This window comes from Streptomyces sp. NPDC033966, assembly GCF_055575955.1.
Genome location: NZ_JBVIRQ010000001.1, coordinates 1,015,257 through 1,030,972 on the forward strand (window position 1 = coordinate 1,015,257; position 15,716 = coordinate 1,030,972).

General features: G+C 73.5%; 10 protein-coding genes. 2 read left to right on the forward strand and 8 right to left on the reverse strand.

Annotation, left to right across the window (positions count from 1 at the left end; genetic code table 11):
• Positions 1–6: 6 nt before the first annotated feature.
• The 4 genes from ACZ518_RS04740 to ACZ518_RS04755 form a co-directional block, all read right to left on the reverse strand.
• Positions 7–1,668: a serine/threonine-protein kinase gene (locus ACZ518_RS04740; protein ID WP_469111566.1), complete on the reverse strand. Its 1,662-nt coding sequence runs from the start codon at positions 1,666–1,668 to the stop codon at positions 7–9.
• 114 nt (positions 1,669–1,782) lie between these two features.
• A complete protein-coding gene (locus ACZ518_RS04745) occupies positions 1,783–4,269 on the reverse strand; it encodes a protein kinase (RefSeq protein ID WP_469111567.1) in 2,487 nt (828 codons plus the stop codon).
• An 87-nt stretch (positions 4,270–4,356) separates the two neighbouring features.
• The gene (locus ACZ518_RS04750; RefSeq protein ID WP_469111568.1) at positions 4,357–7,023 is read right to left on the reverse strand and encodes a serine/threonine-protein kinase; all 2,667 of its coding nucleotides are present in this window, start codon (positions 7,021–7,023) and stop codon (positions 4,357–4,359) included.
• Positions 7,024–7,215: 192 nt separating this feature from the next.
• Positions 7,216–8,922, reverse strand: coding sequence for a glycerol-3-phosphate dehydrogenase/oxidase (locus ACZ518_RS04755; protein ID WP_469111569.1), 1,707 nt, complete (start codon positions 8,920–8,922; stop codon positions 7,216–7,218).
• Between the two features lie 254 nt (positions 8,923–9,176).
• Between ACZ518_RS04755 and ACZ518_RS04760 the strand changes: the two genes are divergently transcribed.
• Positions 9,177–10,406 (forward strand): nucleotide sugar dehydrogenase, encoded by a 1,230-nt coding sequence (locus ACZ518_RS04760; protein WP_469111570.1) that lies wholly within the window; start codon positions 9,177–9,179, stop codon positions 10,404–10,406.
• A gap of 156 nt (positions 10,407–10,562) precedes the next feature.
• Positions 10,563–11,042 (forward strand): hypothetical protein, encoded by a 480-nt coding sequence (locus ACZ518_RS04765; RefSeq protein ID WP_469111571.1) that lies wholly within the window; start codon positions 10,563–10,565, stop codon positions 11,040–11,042.
• A gap of 73 nt (positions 11,043–11,115) precedes the next feature.
• Here ACZ518_RS04765 and ACZ518_RS04770 read toward each other — a convergent pair whose 3' ends face one another.
• From ACZ518_RS04770 to ACZ518_RS04785, 4 genes are all read right to left on the reverse strand, one after another.
• On the reverse strand, positions 11,116–12,240 hold the full coding sequence (locus tag ACZ518_RS04770) for a GuaB3 family IMP dehydrogenase-related protein (RefSeq protein WP_469111572.1): 1,125 nt from the start codon (positions 12,238–12,240) through the stop codon (positions 11,116–11,118).
• Between the two features lie 145 nt (positions 12,241–12,385).
• Positions 12,386–13,885 (reverse strand): IMP dehydrogenase, encoded by a 1,500-nt coding sequence (guaB, locus tag ACZ518_RS04775; RefSeq protein WP_469111573.1) that lies wholly within the window; start codon positions 13,883–13,885, stop codon positions 12,386–12,388.
• A gap of 148 nt (positions 13,886–14,033) precedes the next feature.
• Positions 14,034–14,663 (reverse strand): sigma-70 family RNA polymerase sigma factor, encoded by a 630-nt coding sequence (locus tag ACZ518_RS04780; protein WP_469111574.1) that lies wholly within the window; start codon positions 14,661–14,663, stop codon positions 14,034–14,036.
• A 351-nt stretch (positions 14,664–15,014) separates the two neighbouring features.
• The gene (locus ACZ518_RS04785; protein ID WP_003948568.1) at positions 15,015–15,626 is read right to left on the reverse strand and encodes a response regulator transcription factor; all 612 of its coding nucleotides are present in this window, start codon (positions 15,624–15,626) and stop codon (positions 15,015–15,017) included.
• Positions 15,627–15,716: the final 90 nt, after the last annotated feature.

Consider the following 15,716-nt stretch of genomic DNA (forward strand, 5'->3'; position numbering starts at 1 on the left):
CGGGGCTCAGCTCCCCTTGCCGGCCGGCTCCCAGCCGCTGAGCACGATGTCGAACTGCTGGCGGGTCGTCGCCCAGTCGGCGGCGGGGCCCGTCATGTAGATGGCGTACTCGGTGCCGTTCGGGGCGACGTACATCTGCTCGATGGCCCGGCGCGGCCCGGCGTGCACCCCCTTCTCCGTCCACGTGAAGTCCCAGAGAACGGCCTGGGTGGTGTCCCGGAACGTGTTCGGATTGAGCTTCTGCCGCTTGTAGTCCGTGCGCTGCGCCACCTGCTTCTCCAGGTCGAGCAGGTGCGTGAACGGGTTCGGGTAGTCCGGGGTCGGGTCGGCGGCGATCCGGATGTAGTGCTTGCCGTTGTCCGCGGTGTAGTCGATCTGGTTGCCGTCCGTCTGGCGCGTCCAGCCGTTCGGGACGAAGAGCGAGAAGCCCTCCTTGTCCGTGACCTTGTTCCAGCCGGCCGGCGGGGTGGCGGCGGCCTTCCGGCCGCTCTGGCCGTCCTGCCCGCCCGTGGCGCTCGTGTTCTTGTCGGAGCCGCCGCCCTTGTCCGCGTCACCGTCACCGTCCCCGTCGCCGGTGAACTTCAGCAGCCCGAACACCGCGCCGCCGCCGAGCAGCGCCGCCACCAGGGCCACCGCGGCGACCCGCCGCAGCCGGCCCGGCGGGCGCCCGGCGGGGGCCGCGGGCCGCTCGGGCAGGGCGGTGGTGGCGGCGGCCGGGGCGGGCGCGGGCTCCGGGGCCGGGGCCCGGACCTGGGCGGGGGCCGGGGCCGCCTGTGCGGAGGCCCGCTCCTCGTCGCTCACCGCGCGCGTGGGCACGTACGCCTGGGCGGCCTTCGGCTCGCGTCCCTCCATCGCCTCCAGCAGCATCCGCTCGGCCTCCACGGCCGAGGGCCGCTCGGCCGGGTCCTTGCGCAGCAGCGCCGTGATGACCGGCCCCAGGGCTCCGGACTGGCGGGGCACGGGCGGCTCGTCGTTCACCACGGCCTGGAGGCTGGAGATCGGCGAGGTCCGGCGGAAGGGCGAGCGGGCCTCGACGGCCGTGTACAGGGTGGCGCCCAGCGACCACAGGTCGGAGGACGGATCGGGGGCGCCGCCCGTGACCCGCTCCGGGGCCAGGTAGTCGATGGAGCCGACGAGTTCACCCGTTCGCGTGATCGACGAGTCACCCTCGATCGCGGCGATCCCGAAGTCGGTCAGCAGCACCCGGCCGTCCTTGGCCAGCAGCACGTTGCCCGGCTTGACGTCCCGGTGCATCACACCAACCGCGTGCGCGGCGCGCAGCGCGCCCAGCACGTGCAGCCCGATCCGGGCCGCCTCGCGGGGCTCGATCCGGCCGGCCGCCTTGGCCGCCTCGGCGAGGGAGGGGCCGTCGATGTGCTCCATGACGATCCACGGCCGGTCGTCGTGCTCCAGTACGTCGTGGACGGTCACCACCGCCGGATGCTGGATCCGGGCCGCCGCCCGCGCCTCCTTCTGCGTCCGGGCGTGCATGACCTCCCGGTCGGCCTGGGACACGTAGAGCCCCGCCGTCAGTTCCTTGACCGCGACCGTTCTGTGCAGCAGCTCGTCATGCGCGCGCCACACCTTCCCCATGCCCCCGCTGCCGATGGGCTCCACGAGCCGGTACCGGCCTGCGAGCACCGCACCCGCGCCTGTCTGCTGTTCCACGAATTCCCGCCGCTCTGTGCACTCCACGCCAGATTACGGAGCCTGCGGGCGCTGCCGGAACAAGGCGGGGCCCATAGGACAGCACTGTGACGCAATCGCCGTACTGATCGTCCGTCAGCCGCCCGCCTTGTAACTCGCCGTTGCCTTCTCGAAGACGTCGGTGACCTTGTCCTGGTTGTCCTCCGGGCCCGTGACCATGACGACGTGGTAGGCGCCCCCGAGCGCGACGACGAAATTGCGGGCGAAAAGGGACCGGCCCGCCGCGTCGATCCAGGTGTAGCGGCCCGTGACCCGCAACTGCTGCCCCACCTTGGTGGATTTGACGTCCCCGCCGGACGCCCAGGTGGAGTTGCGGTACGGGGCCAGCTCGGGCTCCTTGTCCTTCTGGTAGCCCAGCGGATCCGGATCGCCGCCCTCCACCCGGTCCCGGCCCGGTACGACGATCAGGGTGAACTGGCCCTGCGTATAGCGCACCTGCCCGGCTTCGTTGATGGACTGCCGCTCCCAGCCGTTGGGCACGGCGATGCTGAAGTGCGCCGGGTCCTGCTGGACGGTGTAGCCCTCCGGCGCGGGCGCGTCGGCCTGCGGGGCGGGCTTGGACTCCGGGGCTCCGCTGGGGGTGCGCCCGGGCGTCTGCGCCGGCTTGGACGCCGGGCCCTGCTGGGGGCTGCCCGGGCCGGAGGCGGACGCCGCCGGGCTCTGGGCGGCCGTGGGCTGCTGGCCGGAGTCCGCCGCGCGGGGCAGGAAGAGCATCGCGTACGCCACCCCGCCCGCGAGCAGGGCCAGTACGCCGACCAGCAGGAGCCGGCCGAGGGAGCGCGGCCTGCCGGGAGCGGCGGGGTTGCGGTGGCGCCCGTGCAGATCACCGCGGCGGCGTACGACGGGCAGCCGGGCGGGGTCGGGCTCGGGCATCGGGAGCCCGGCGAAGTCCCCGTCGGGCTCGGGGGCGGAGCGGATCAGCGAGCGCAGCCAGCCGCGCAGCTCCTCGAAGTCGGGCCGCTCGGCCGGGTCCTGGCGCAGCAGGGACTCCACGACCGGGCGCAGCGGGCCGCAGTCCTCGGCGAAGGCGGGCGGCTCGGCGCAGACCATCTCGACGAGCTCCGCGACGCTGTCCTCGGGGTACGGGGCGTGCCCCTGGACGGCTCGGTACAGCAGGGCTCCGAGGGCCCAGAGGTCGGCGGCGGGGCCGACGGGCGCGGCCAGCTGCCAGTTGCCGTGGACGGGGCCGGCGGCCTGTTCGGGCGCCCAGCGCTCGGTGAGGGGGCCGACGACGGCCATCCGGGTCTGCCGGGCCCGCTCGGCGTCGAGGCCGGTGCGGGGGCCGCCCCAGGCTCCGCCGGTGTCCGCCCGGTTGGCGGGCGGGGGGGCGGGGGCGGGGCGCGGGGCCGGCGGGCGTACCACCGGCTCCGGGGGCGCGGGGGGTTCGGCCTGGCGGTAGCCCTGCGGGAGGGCGAGCTGGGCGGGGAGCGCGGGCCGGGCCGGGGCGGGTTCCGGTTCCTGCTGCTCAGGCTCCGGCTGCGGCAGCTCCTGCTGCGGCGGCTCCTGCCGCTCGGGCTCCGGCTCGGCCGGGCGGCGGGGGGCCACCCCGTGCCAGGGCGTGGCGGCGGCGGTGTCCGGTCCCCCGTACGGGTAGGCGTACTCCTGGGGCAGGTTGGCCCCGGTCGGCGGCAGCACCGGTACGACCACGGGGCCCCGCCCGCCGCGCTGCCGCGCTACCTCGGCGGAGGCCGCCCGGGTTCCGGCCCGGTACGCGGCGACGGTCCCGGCGCGGGCGGCGGCCTCGGCGGCGGCCCGGTCCTGCCCGGGCGGCGCGGGCCGGGCCGGCTGCGGGTCCGGGTCCCGGTCCGGGGTGATGTGGTCCGTGTAGCGCGGGCCGGTGTCGTAGCCGGGCGCCACCAGCGGCGCGTACCGGGGCCCGTCGTCGCGGGCTCCGGCGGGCGGGGGGTCCGGGGCACGGTCCGGCGCGGGGTCCGGGGGCGGCGGGGTGCCCCAGGCGGCGTCCGCGCCCGCGTCCCCGCCCGGCTCCCCGGTGTCCGGCGGCGGCACCGGGTCGTACCCGCACAGGGCCTCCTCGGCGGCGCCGGCCGCCAGACCCGTCAGGACGACCCGTCCGTCCTCGCATATCAACACGGTCCGGGCCGTGATGTTGCGGTGCGTCCAGCCGTGCGCGTGCAGCACGCGCAGCGCGGTCAGCACGTCGGAGGCGACCTCCGCCGCCCGGTAGGGGCTCAGCGGTTCGTCGGCGATCAGCGCGGCCAGCGGCCTGGCGGGGACGAGTTCGCTCACTATCCACAGCGAGCCGTCCTCCGCGAACACGTCGAAGACCTGGTCGAGGCGGGGATGGTCCGGCACGGAGGCGGCCGCCTGGGCGGCGGCGATCGCCCGCCGGACGGCGGGGAGTTCTCCGGCGGCCCCGGCGTGCGCGCCGGTTCCGTCGAGCAGTTCCGCGTCCACCACCTCGGGCAGCGGCACCTGCCGCACGAGGACTTCCTGACCGCTGCGCGTGTCGAAGGCGCGGGTCTCTATCAGCTCGTACTCGTCGGACGGCGGAATCGGCAGACGGTAGCGGTCGGACAGGATCCGGCCGGCGTAGTCCTCCACATCGCCTCCCCCGAGTGCGGTCCCCCATGGCCCCGCTGGACACGATACGTCGCCGGGGCCGCCCGCGTCCCGGGCTTGCGAGGCCCGTCAGCCCAACGGCTGGAAGGTCTGGAAGGCGGTGTCGCGCAGCTGCGTGCACTCGGGGCCGTCCCACTGGTCGGCGGCGCAGCTGATCATGATGGCGTAACCGTGACCGGCGTCCGCCTTGAAGCCGCGGTTGAGGACGCGGACCCGCGTGCCCTGCTGGTCCCGCTCGAACTCCCAGTCCGCGACGGTCGGGTAGTTGCGGTAGTTCACCGTGTCCAGGCGTATCAGGCGGTAGTTCTTGCTGCTGCCCGCGACGGCCGGGGCGAGCTTGGACCAGGCGAGGCGGGCGTCGTTGCCCGGGGTGTTGGTGTGGTCGACCTGGATCCGCGGGAAGCCTCCGTCGCGGCTGTATATCGCGCCGGAGTTCTCGCCCGCGGTGTCGGTCTGGCGGAAGCCCTCGGGCATCGCCATCGAGAAGTGGAACCGCAGGTCGGTGACGGTGGCGAAGCCCGCCGGGAGTCCGCCGCCGGGGCCGCCGGGGCTGGCCCCTTGGCCCTGTCCCTGGCCCTGGCCCTGCGCCGGGTTCTGCCCCTGCCCCTGGCCCTGGCCCTGTCCCTGGCCCTGGTCGGCGCCGCCGGGGGCGCCGCCGGCCTCGGAGCCGCCCGGGGTGCCGCTCGGGTTCGCGCTCGGCGAGGAGCCGGCCGACGCGGCGGGGCCGTTGCCGGCGGAGGTGCCGGGCGAGGGACTGCCGGAGGCGACCGGGCCGCCCTTGCCCTCGTTCTTGCGGCCGGTGCCCTTGTCGTCGCCCTTGATCATGTACGCGATGAGCGACCCGACGACCGCGAGGACCACGACCACGGCGGCTATGGCCAGCACGATGGTGCGGCGCGACACCACGTCGGTGAGCGAGGCCCCGGCCTGCGCGGGCCGGGCCGGCGGCGCCTCGGCCGCGGCAGCGGCGGCGGCCTCGGCGGCGGCCGCCTTGCGGGCGGCCTTCAGTGCGGCGCGGGTCCGGTCGCGCTGCTCGCGCTCACGGCGCTCGCGTTCCTTCTTCGCGGCCTTCTCGGCCGCCGCGTCGGCCTTGGTGAGGGAGATCGGGCGGGTCTCCTCGACCGGCGGGAGCGACTGGGTCTCCGGCTCGGCGGCGACCGGCTCGGGGGCGTTGACCACGGCGGTGAGCATCGTCCGCGCCTGGTCGTCGCCGAGGCGCATCGCGGGGTCCTTGACCAGCAGCCCGTAGATGACCTCGGTCAGCGGGCCGGCGTTCTGCGGCGGGTCCACGGGCTCGGTCATCACCGCGGTGAGCGTGGCGAGGGCATTGCCCTTGTCGTACGGGGGCACGCCCTCGACGGCCGCGTACAGCAGCCCGCCGAGGGACCACATGTCGGCGGGCGGGCCGGGCTTCTGGCCGCGGGCGCGCTCCGGGGAGATGTACGAGGGGGCGCCGACGAGCATGCCGGTGGAGGTGATGGAGGGGTCGCCCTCCACCTGCGCGATGCCGAAGTCGGTGAGCACGACGCGGCCGGAGGCGGCGATCAGCACGTTGGACGGCTTCACGTCGCGGTGCAGGATCCCCTGGCGGTGGGCGGCGCGGAGCACGTCGAGCACGGCGAGGCCGACCTCGGCCGCGCGGTGCGGGGTCAGCGGGCCGTTCTCCCGGACGAACTCGGCGAGCGAGGGGCCCTCGATGAGCTCCATGACGATCCAGGGGCGGGCGTCCTCGTCGACGACGTCGAAGACGGTGACGGCGCCTTCGCTGCGGATCCGCGCGATGGCCTTGGCCTCGCGGAGGGTCCGGGTGATGAGGCGGCGCTTCTCGTCCTCGTCGACGCCGTTGCCGAAGCGGAGTTCCTTGACGGCGACCGTCCGGCCGAGGACCTCGTCCTCGGCGCGCCAGACGGTGCCCATGCCGCCCTTGCCGAGCACGGCACCCAGCCGGTACCGCCCGGCCAGCAACCGCCCCTCGCGCCGCGCCTCTTCGGCCGCCTCCTCGGCTTCGCCCGCGTCCGCCCCGGCGTCGGACACCGCCCCGGCCCCCTCGCCCGCCGCGGCGGGCGCCGCCTTCGCGGGCGCGTCCTTCACGGGAGCCACCTTGGCGGGCGCGTCCTCCGCGGGCTCTCCCCCGACGGGCTCGCCCTTCCCGGGCGCGACGTCCACGGGCGCGCCCTTGGCGGACTCGCCCTTCTCCGCAGCCGCCTTGCCCGGCGCGTCCTTCACGGGCTCGTCCTTCACGGGGGCCACCTTGGCGGCTGCCTCCTTCGCGGGAGCACCCTTCGCCACGGCCACCTTGGCAGCAACGCCCTTGGCAGGCACGTCCTCGACAGGGCCCACCGCGGCGGGCGCGTCCTTCGCAGGAGCGTCCTTCTCCGCGGTCCCCTTGGCGGCAACGCCCTTGGCAGGCACGTCCTCGGCTGGGGCCACCGCGGCGGGCGCGTCCTTCGCGGGGGCCGCGGCAGGTGCGTCGGCCTCCGCGGCTTCCGCCGTCGGCTCGGCGTCCTCGGCCGCCCCGGCGGGCTCGGCGTCCTCAACAGCCCCGGTCGGCGCGGCCTTCGACACCGACACCTTCACAGCGGCAGCGGAACCGGCGGAACCGGCGGAACCGGCGGGCGTGCCGGAGCGCGGCCGGGGCACGGGGGCCGGCTCGGCGGCGGCGGGACCGGCGTCTTCCGGCCCCTCGGGGCGCTCGCCCGCCGGCGCAGCCCCGGCCCCGTCATCCAGCTTCGCCATAGGCGCCCCGGCAGACGACTCGGTGTGCTCCGGCTTCGACATGCGTCCCCTCTGCGATCGTGCAGCCTGCCCCGGCTGCCTCGGCAGCCGCCGGGGGGCACGGTAATCCACCCCGGCAGAAACCTCATTGTTGCTCACTCCGCATCCGACGGGAGCCCCGGGTCCGTCGGTTCCCCCTCCTGTATCTCGGAGTTACAACGGGACGATGTCGGGCGCCCCCAGACGTGCCGCGTCCGCCGTCTGGTCGTCCGGCTGGCGCTGTGATTCCCGCTCCGCCTGTACCCGCTTCTCGTAGTGCTCGACCTCCTTCTCGATCTGCTGCTTGTCCCAGCCCAGCACCGGAGCCATCAATTCCGCGCACTCGCGCGCCGATCGCGTCCCCCGGTCGAAGGTCTCGATGGAGATCCGGGTCCGCCGGGTCAGCACGTCGTCGAGGTGCCGGGCGCCCTCGTGCGAGGCGGCGTAGACGATTTCCGCCCGCAGGTAGTCCTCCGCCCCGGTCACCGGCTCCCCGAGCCCCGGGTCGGTCTCGATCAGGCCGAGCAGTTCCTCCGTCAGGGACCCGTAGCGGTTCAACAGGTGTTCCACCCGCACCACATGGAGTCCCGTCCGCGCCGCGATGCGGGCGCGGCCGTTCCACAGGGCCCGGTAGCCCTCCGCCCCCACCAGCGGCACGTCCTCCGTCACGCACGCCGCGACCCGCTGGTCCAGCCCGTGCACCGCCTCGTCGACCGCGTCCTTCGCCATCACCCGGTACGTCGTGTACTTGCCGCCCGCCACCACCACCAGGCCCGGCACCGGATGGGCCACGGTGTGCTCGCGGGAGAGCTTGCTCGTCGCGTCCGACTCCCCGGCCAGCAGCGGCCGCAGGCCCGCGTACACGCCCTGGACGTCGTCCCGCGTGAGCGGCACGGCCAGCACCGAGTTCACGTGCTCCAACAGGTAGTCGATGTCCGCGCTCGACGCCGCCGGGTGCGCCTTGTCCAGGTCCCAGTCCGTGTCGGTGGTGCCCACGATCCAGTGCCGGCCCCACGGGATCACGAACAGCACCGACTTCTCGGTCCGCAGGATCAGCCCGGTGCTGGAGTGGATCCGGTCCTTCGGGACGACCAGGTGGATCCCCTTCGAGGCCCGTACGTGGAACTGCCCGCGCTCCCCGATCAGTGCCTGCGTGTCGTCCGTCCACACTCCGGTCGCGTTCACGATCTGCTTCGCGCGGATCTCGTACTCGCCTCCGCCCTCCACGTCGCGCACCTTCGCCCCGACCACCCGCTCGCCCTCGCGCAGGAAGCCGACCACCCTCGCCCGATTGGCGCAGTGCGCCCCGTACGCGGCGGCCGTCCGGACGAGCGTCGCGACGTAGCGCGCGTCGTCCATCTGGGCGTCGTAGTACTGGAGGGCACCCACCAGGGCGTCCTTGCGCAGGGCCGGTGCGATGCGCAGGGCCCGCTTGCGCGTGAGGTGGCGGTGCGTGGGCAGGCCGCGCCCGTGCCCGCTGGAGACGGACATGGCGTCGTACAGGGCCACGCCCGAGCCCGCGTAGAAGCGCTCCCAGCCCTTGTGCTGGAGCGGGTACAGGAAGGGCACCGGCTTCACCAGGTGCGGGGCGAGGCGCTCCAGCAGCAGCCCGCGCTCCTTGAGCGCCTCCCGTACGAGGGCGAAGTCGAGCATCTCCAGGTACCGCAGGCCGCCGTGGATCAGCTTGCTCGACCGGCTCGACGTCCCGGACGCCCAGTCGCGGGCCTCCACCAGGCCCGTGGACAGGCCTCTGGTCACGGCGTCCAGCGCTGTGCCCGCGCCGACCACGCCCGCGCCGACGACCAGAACGTCCACTTCCCGCTCGGCCATCCGGGCGAGCGCCTCCGCGCGCTGTGCCGGTCCCAGTGTCGCTGTCCTCACGGCTGCCTCCCGTTGGTGCGGGCCGTACCCGCTCGGTGCGGGTGATCCCGCTCACATCCCCCGCTTCTCGATTCTGACCGGCCGCACCCACATCAGCCACCGCCTGTGGACAACACAACGGCGACCACCACCCCGCAATGCGACATATCTGTCATATATACGCCTAGTCTGACATTGCGCCAGCTCCAGTCGTCCACAGGACTTGCGCGCACCGCCCCCTCATGCATGCCAGGGAAGGGAAGGGACGGCCCCCCATGCCCGCAGATCTCGCCGTCATCGGACTCGGCCACCTCGGCCTCCCCCTCGCCCAGGCGGCCGTAGCCGCCGGAATCGAGACCGTCGGCTACGACAGCGGCCCCGCCACGGACAGCACCCTCACCGCCGCCGAGATCCGCCGCATGTCGGCGGCCGGCTTCCGGGTCACCACCAACCCCGCCGAGCTCGGCCGGGTCCGCACCGCGGTGATCTGCGCCCCCACCCAGCTCGGCGCCGACCGCGCGCTCGACCTCGGGGCCGTCGGCGAGGCGGGCCGCACCCTCGCCGCCCGGCTGCGCCCGCACACCACCGTGATCCTGGAGTCCGCCGCCCACCCCGGCGTCACCGAGGACTACCTGCGGCCCGTCCTCGAAGAGGGCTCCGGCCTGCGGGCCGGCCGGGACTTCCACCTCGCCTACTCCCCCAGCCGCCTCGACCCGGGCAACCGGACCCACACCATCTCCAACACCCCCAAGGTGATCGGCGGCCTCACCCCCGCCTGCACCGAGTCCGCGCACGCCTTCTACGCCCGCCTCACCGAGAAGGTCGTACGCGCCCGCGGCCTGCGCGAGGCCGAGACCGTACAGCTCCTGGAGACCAACTACCGGCACGTCAACATCGCCCTGATGAACGAGATGGCCGTCCTCTGCCACGACCTCGGCGTCGACCTGTGGGACGTCATCCGCTGCGCCGAGACCAAGCCGTACGGCTTCCAGGCCTTCCGCCCCGGCCCCGGCGTCGGCGGCCACGGCGTCCCCCTCGACCCCAACTACCTCCCCCACACCACCCGCACCCCCGGCCACCCCCTGCGCATGGTCGGGCTGGCGCAGGAGATCAACAACCGGATGCCGCAGTACGTCATCCAGCGCTGCGCCACCCTGCTGAACGAGCACGGCAAGTCCGCGCGCGGCGCCCGCGTCCTCCTGCTGGGCGTCACCTACAAGCCCGACCTCGCCGACCAGGAGGGCTCGCCGGCCCGGGAGATCGCCAGCCGGCTCCTCGACCTGGGGGCGCTGATCAGCTACCACGACCCGTACATCGCGGGGTGGCGGGTCCGCGACCAGCCCGTGCCGCGCGCCGACTCCCTCTACGAGGCGGCGGCCAACGCCGACCTGACGATCCTGCTCCAGCACCACCGCACGTACGACATGCAGGGCCTGGCGGTGAAGGCGCAGCTCCTCCTGGATACCCGCGGCGCCAGCCCGCCCGGCGCGGCGCACCGCCTCTGATCCGGACCCCGGCCCCGGTCACGGCCGGATCGCGGTCCGATCACCCGACCGAAATCTCCCGGTGGAAATCCACCGTCCCCTGTTAGCCTGCGGCGTCACTTATCCCGCACTTACGCCCTCCGGGCCCCGTGCGCCGAATCCCTGGGGGGGATTTCCATGAGCCAGAACTTCCAGCCGCCCACGCCCGCACCCACGCCCTACGCCGAGGCCCCCGTCCCGGCCCCGGCCCGCAAGGGCAATGTCGGCCTGGGCATCGTCGCCGCGGTCGTCGCGGGCCTGATCGGCGCGGCGGCGTACGGCGGCATCATGTACGCCATGGACCGGGAGCGGTCCTTCGGCGCGATCGGCATCGGCCTCCTCGTCGGCTACGCCGCCGGGAAGATCGGCGGCCGCGGGCCGGTCCTGCCCGCGATCGCGGGCCTGGTGTCGATCGGCTCCGTCTACCTCGGCAAGATGTTCGTCTTCGCCCTCGCCCTGGCCGAGATCAAGAACACCGGTGTGACCGAGGTGATCGACGTCATCGGCATCGGCGGCCTGAACGACATCGTCAAGGAGAGCATGGACTTCATGTCCTACGTCTTCATCGGCATCAGCGTGCTCGTCGCCGTCGGCGCGGCCAAGAAGGCCAACGACTGACACCGCGCACGCCGGAGGGCCGGCACCCCGTGCGGGGTGCCGGCCCTCCGGCGTGCGTGCGTACGAAGAGGTGTCAGTGGCTGTGCTGCGAGTCCGCGACCGTGACCTCGACCCGCTGGAACTCCTTGAGCTCGCTGTAGCCGGTGGTGGCCATCGAGCGGCGGAGCGCGCCGAAGAAGTTCATCGAGCCGTCCGGGCTGTGCGACGGGCCCGTGAGGATCTCCTCGGTGGTGCCGACGGTGCCGAGGTCGACCTTCTTGCCGCGCGGCACGTCCTCGTGGACGGCCTCCATGCCCCAGTGGTTGCCCTTGCCCGGGGCGTCGATGGCGCGGGCCAGCGGGGAGCCCATCATCACGGCGTCGGCACCGCAGGCCACGGCCTTCGGGATGTCGCCGGACCAGCCCACGCCGCCGTCGGCGATGACGTGCACGTAGCGGCCGCCGGACTCGTCCATGTAGTCGCGGCGCGCCGCGGCCACGTCCGCGACGGCGGTGGCCATCGGGACCTGGATGCCGAGCACGTTGCGCGTGGTGTGCGCGGCGCCGCCGCCGAAGCCGACGAGGACACCCGCGGCGCCGGTGCGCATCAGGTGCAGGGCCGCCGTGTAGGTGGCGCAGCCGCCGACGATGACCGGGACGTCGAGCTCGTAGATGAACTGCTTGAGGTTCAGCGGCTCGGCGGCGCCGGAGACGTGCTCCGCCGACACGGTGGTGCCGCGGATCACGAAGATGTCCACGCCCGCGTCCACGACGGCCTTGGAGAACTCGGCCGTGCGCTGCGGGGAGAGCGCGGCGGCGGTGACGACGCCCGAGTCGCGCACCTCCTTGATCCGCTGACGGATCAGGTCCGCCTGGATCGGCGCGGCGTAGATCTCCTGGAGGCGGCGGGTCGCCGAGTCCTCGTCCAGCTCCGCGATCTCGTCGAGCAGCGGCTGCGGGTCCTCGTAGCGGGTCCACAGGCCTTCGAGGTTGAGCACGCCGAGGCCGCCGAGCTCGCCGATGCGGATCGCGGTCTGCGGGGAGACCACCGAGTCCATGGGGGCGGCCAGGAAGGGGAGCTCGAAGCGGTACGCGTCGATCTGCCAGGCGATCGAGACCTCCTTCGGATCCCGCGTACGCCGGCTGGGGACGATGGCGATGTCGTCGAAGGCGTACGCCCGGCGGCCGCGCTTGCCGCGCCCGATCTCGATCTCAGTCACGTGTGGTGGCCTTTCCTCTGGGTCTGCCCGTCCAGTATCCCCGAACGGCGGGGGGCCGCGTTCCGGTGACCGCTGTACGGACGACCCCGGGCACGCCCGAGGGGGCGGGCCCGGCCGGGCCCGCCCCCTCGGGCGATCGTGGTGCTCAGCCCTTGCGGCTGTAGTTCGGTGCTTCCACCGTCATCTGGATGTCGTGCGGGTGGCTCTCCTTGAGGCCCGCCGAGGTGATCCGGACGAAACGGCCCCGGTCCTGGAGCTCGGGGACGGTGCGGCCGCCGACGTAGAACATCGACTGGCGCAGGCCGCCGACCAGCTGGTGGACGACCGCGGAGAGCGGGCCGCGGTAGGGCACCTGGCCCTCGATGCCCTCGGGGATGAGCTTGTCGTCGCCGCCCACGCCCTCCTGGAAGTAGCGGTCCTTGGAGAAGGACTTGCGGTCGCCGCGGGACTGCATCGCGCCGAGCGAGCCCATGCCGCGGTACGACTTGAACTGCTTGCCGTTGATGAAGAGCAGCTCGCCCGGGGACTCCTCGCAGCCCGCGAGCAGCGAGCCGAGCATCACCGTGTCGGCGCCCGCGACCAGGGCCTTGGCGATGTCGCCGGAGTACTGGAGGCCGCCGTCGCCGATGACGGGGACGCCCGCGGCCTTGGCGGCGAGGGAGGCCTCGTAGATCGCGGTGACCTGCGGGACGCCAATGCCGGCGACGACGCGGGTGGTGCAGATGGAGCCGGGGCCGACGCCGACCTTGATGCCGTCACAGCCGGCGTCGATCAGTGCCTGGGCGCCGTCGCGGGTGGCGACGTTGCCGCCGATGACGTCGACGGAGGAGTTCGACTTGATCTTGGCGACCATGTCGCCGACCAGCCGGGAGTGGCCGTGGGCGGTGTCGACGACGATGAAGTCGGCGCCCGCCTCGATCAGGGCCTGGGCGCGCTCGTACGCGTCGCCGGCGACGCCGACGGCGGCGCCGACCAGCAGGCGGCCGTCCTTGTCCTTGGCGGCGTTCGGGTACTTCTCGGCCTTGACGAAGTCCTTGACCGTGATGAGGCCCTTGAGGATGCCCGCGTCGTCGACCAGCGGAAGCTTCTCGATCTTGTGGCGGCGCAGCAGCTCCATGGCGTCCACGCCGGAGATGCCGACCTTGCCGGTGACCAGCGGCATCGGGGTCATGACCTCGCGCACCTGGCGGCTGCGGTCCGACTCGAAGGCCATGTCGCGGTTGGTGACGATGCCGAGCAGCTTGCCGGCGGGGTCGGTGACCGGGACGCCGGAGATGCGGAACTTGGCGCAGAGCTCGTCGGCCTCGCGCAGCGTCGCGTCCGGGTGCACCGTGATCGGGTCGGTGACCATGCCGGACTCGGAGCGCTTGACCAGGTCGACCTGGTTGGCCTGGTCGGCGATGGAGAGGTTGCGGTGCAGCACGCCCACGCCGCCCTGGCGGGCCATCGCGATGGCCATGCGGGCCTCGGTGACCTTGTCCATGGCGGCGGACAGCAGCGGAACGTTCACGCGGACGTTGCGCGAGATGAGGGAAGAGGTGTCGATCTCGTCCGGAGCCATGTCCGACGCGCCCGGCAGCAGCAGCACGTCGTCGTAGGTCAGTCCGAGCGTGGCGAATTTGTCGGGTACTCCGTCGGCGGTCATGACACCTTCCAAATGGTCTTGCTCAGCGCGGATGTCCATGCTAACGGGATCCCGAGGCGTCTCATTCCACGACCAAGGTCAACCGCAATTTTCGTCGTTTCCTACGACAGAAAACACCGCGAAAAGGAACCCGCGCCTCCGGCAGCGGTCACTGCTCGGCGAGCGCGCGCAACCTGCTGAGGGCCCGGTGCTGGGCGACGCGCACCGCTCCCGGGGACATGCCGAGCATCTGACCGGTCTCCTCCGCGGTCAGCCCGACGGCCACGCGCAGGACGAGCAGCTCGCGCTGGTTCTCCGGCAGGTTCGCGAGGAGCTTCTTGGCCCAGGCGGCGTCACTGCTGAGCAGCGCCCGCTCCTCGGGGCCGAGCGAGTCGTCCGGCCGCTCCGGCATCTCGTCGGAGGGCACGGCCGTGCTGCCGGGGTGGCGCATGGCGGCCCGCTGCAGGTCGGCGACCTTGTGCGCGGCGATGGCGAAGACGAAGGCCTCGAAGGGTCTGCCGGTGTCCCGGTAGCGGGGCAGCGCCATCAGCACGGCGACGCAGACCTCCTGCGCGAGGTCCTCCACGAAGTGACGGGCATCACCCGGGAGCCGCGACAGCCGGGTGCGGCAATAGCGCAGGGCGAGGGGGTGCACGAAGGCCAGGAGGTCGTGCGTGGCCTGCTCGTCCCCGTCGACGGCACGGCGTACGAGCGCGCTGACGGCCCCGGCGTTGCCGCCTTTGGCGGCGCCGGTGGGGCCTGTGGCCGCGGGTGACCCCAGGGCCTCGTCGTCGCGCATCAATCCATGGTGCCTTGGCGCGGGAGCGTTCGCGGCACCGTGGTCCGTGTTGTGCATCGAAGCGTTATGAGCGGGTGCGCCGGAACTCGTCATTTGCGCCCTCCCCTCCGCTCGGCCCGAATCGTCGCCCCGCGGGACTCGATCTCTCCAAGAATGCGGCACACCATCAAGGATGCGGCATCGCGCCCGAAGCGACACGTCCCCCGGATTGTGCCCCGCCAACCCCCGGCGCAACACCGGGTGCGGCGGGACTTCCGCGGGCTTCCGTCCCGGCGGCGCCGGCGGACACCTGCCGCCCCGTCCGCCGCGGGCGGACGGGACCGCGGCCGCCGCCGGCCGCCGGTGTCGCGGTCAGCGGACGAGACCCCAGCGGAAGCCGAGCGCCACGGCGTGCGCCCGGTCCGAGGCGCCGAGCTTCTTGAACAGCCTGCGGGCGTGCGTCTTGACCGTGTCCTCGGAGAGGAAGAGCTCCCGCCCGATCTCCGCGTTGGACCGGCCGTGGCTCATGCCCTCCAGCACCTGGATCTCGCGCGCGGTCAGGGTGGGGGCGGCCCCCATCTCGGCCGAGCGGAGCCGGCGCGGGGCCAGCCTCCAGGTGGGGTCGGCGAGCGCCTGGGTGACCGTGGCCCGCAGCTCGGCGCGCGAGGCGTCCTTGTGCAGGTAGCCGCGGGCGCCGGCGGCGACCGCGAGGGCCACCCCGTCCAGGTCCTCGGCGACCGTCAGCATGATGATGCGGGCGCCCGGGTCGGCGGACAGGAGCCGGCGGACCGTCTCGACACCGCCCAGGCCGGGCATCCGTACATCCATCAGAATCAGGTCGGAGCGGTCGGCACCCCAGCGGCGGAGGACTTCCTCGCCGTTGGCAGCCGTCGTCACACGCTCGACGCCGGGCACGGTGGCAACCGCGCGACGGAGCGCCTCTCGGGCAAGCGGGGAGTCGTCGCAGACGAGGACGGAAGTCATGACCGCCCTCCGCAGCTGCTGATGCGCGTCACCTTGAGCCTCCAGGCTGGTACGTATCGTCACCTGTGCGGTCGATGCCCTCGGACACCT

Bases quoted from the DNA above. Each gene is read 5' to 3' on its own strand.
- ACZ518_RS04750 (WP_469111568.1), bottom strand. From the start codon at position 7,023: ATGGCGAAGCTGGATGACGGGGCCGGGGCTGCGCCGGCGGGCGAGCGC.
- ACZ518_RS04760 (WP_469111570.1), top strand. From the start codon at position 9,177: ATGCCCGCAGATCTCGCCGTCATCGGACTCGGCCACCTCGGCCTCCCC.
- ACZ518_RS04765 (WP_469111571.1), top strand. From the start codon at position 10,563: ATGAGCCAGAACTTCCAGCCGCCCACGCCCGCACCCACGCCCTACGCC.
- guaB (WP_469111573.1), bottom strand. From the start codon at position 13,885: ATGACCGCCGACGGAGTACCCGACAAATTCGCCACGCTCGGACTGACC.
- ACZ518_RS04780 (WP_469111574.1), bottom strand. From the start codon at position 14,663: ATGCGCGACGACGAGGCCCTGGGGTCACCCGCGGCCACAGGCCCCACC.
- ACZ518_RS04785 (WP_003948568.1), bottom strand. From the start codon at position 15,626: ATGACTTCCGTCCTCGTCTGCGACGACTCCCCGCTTGCCCGAGAGGCG.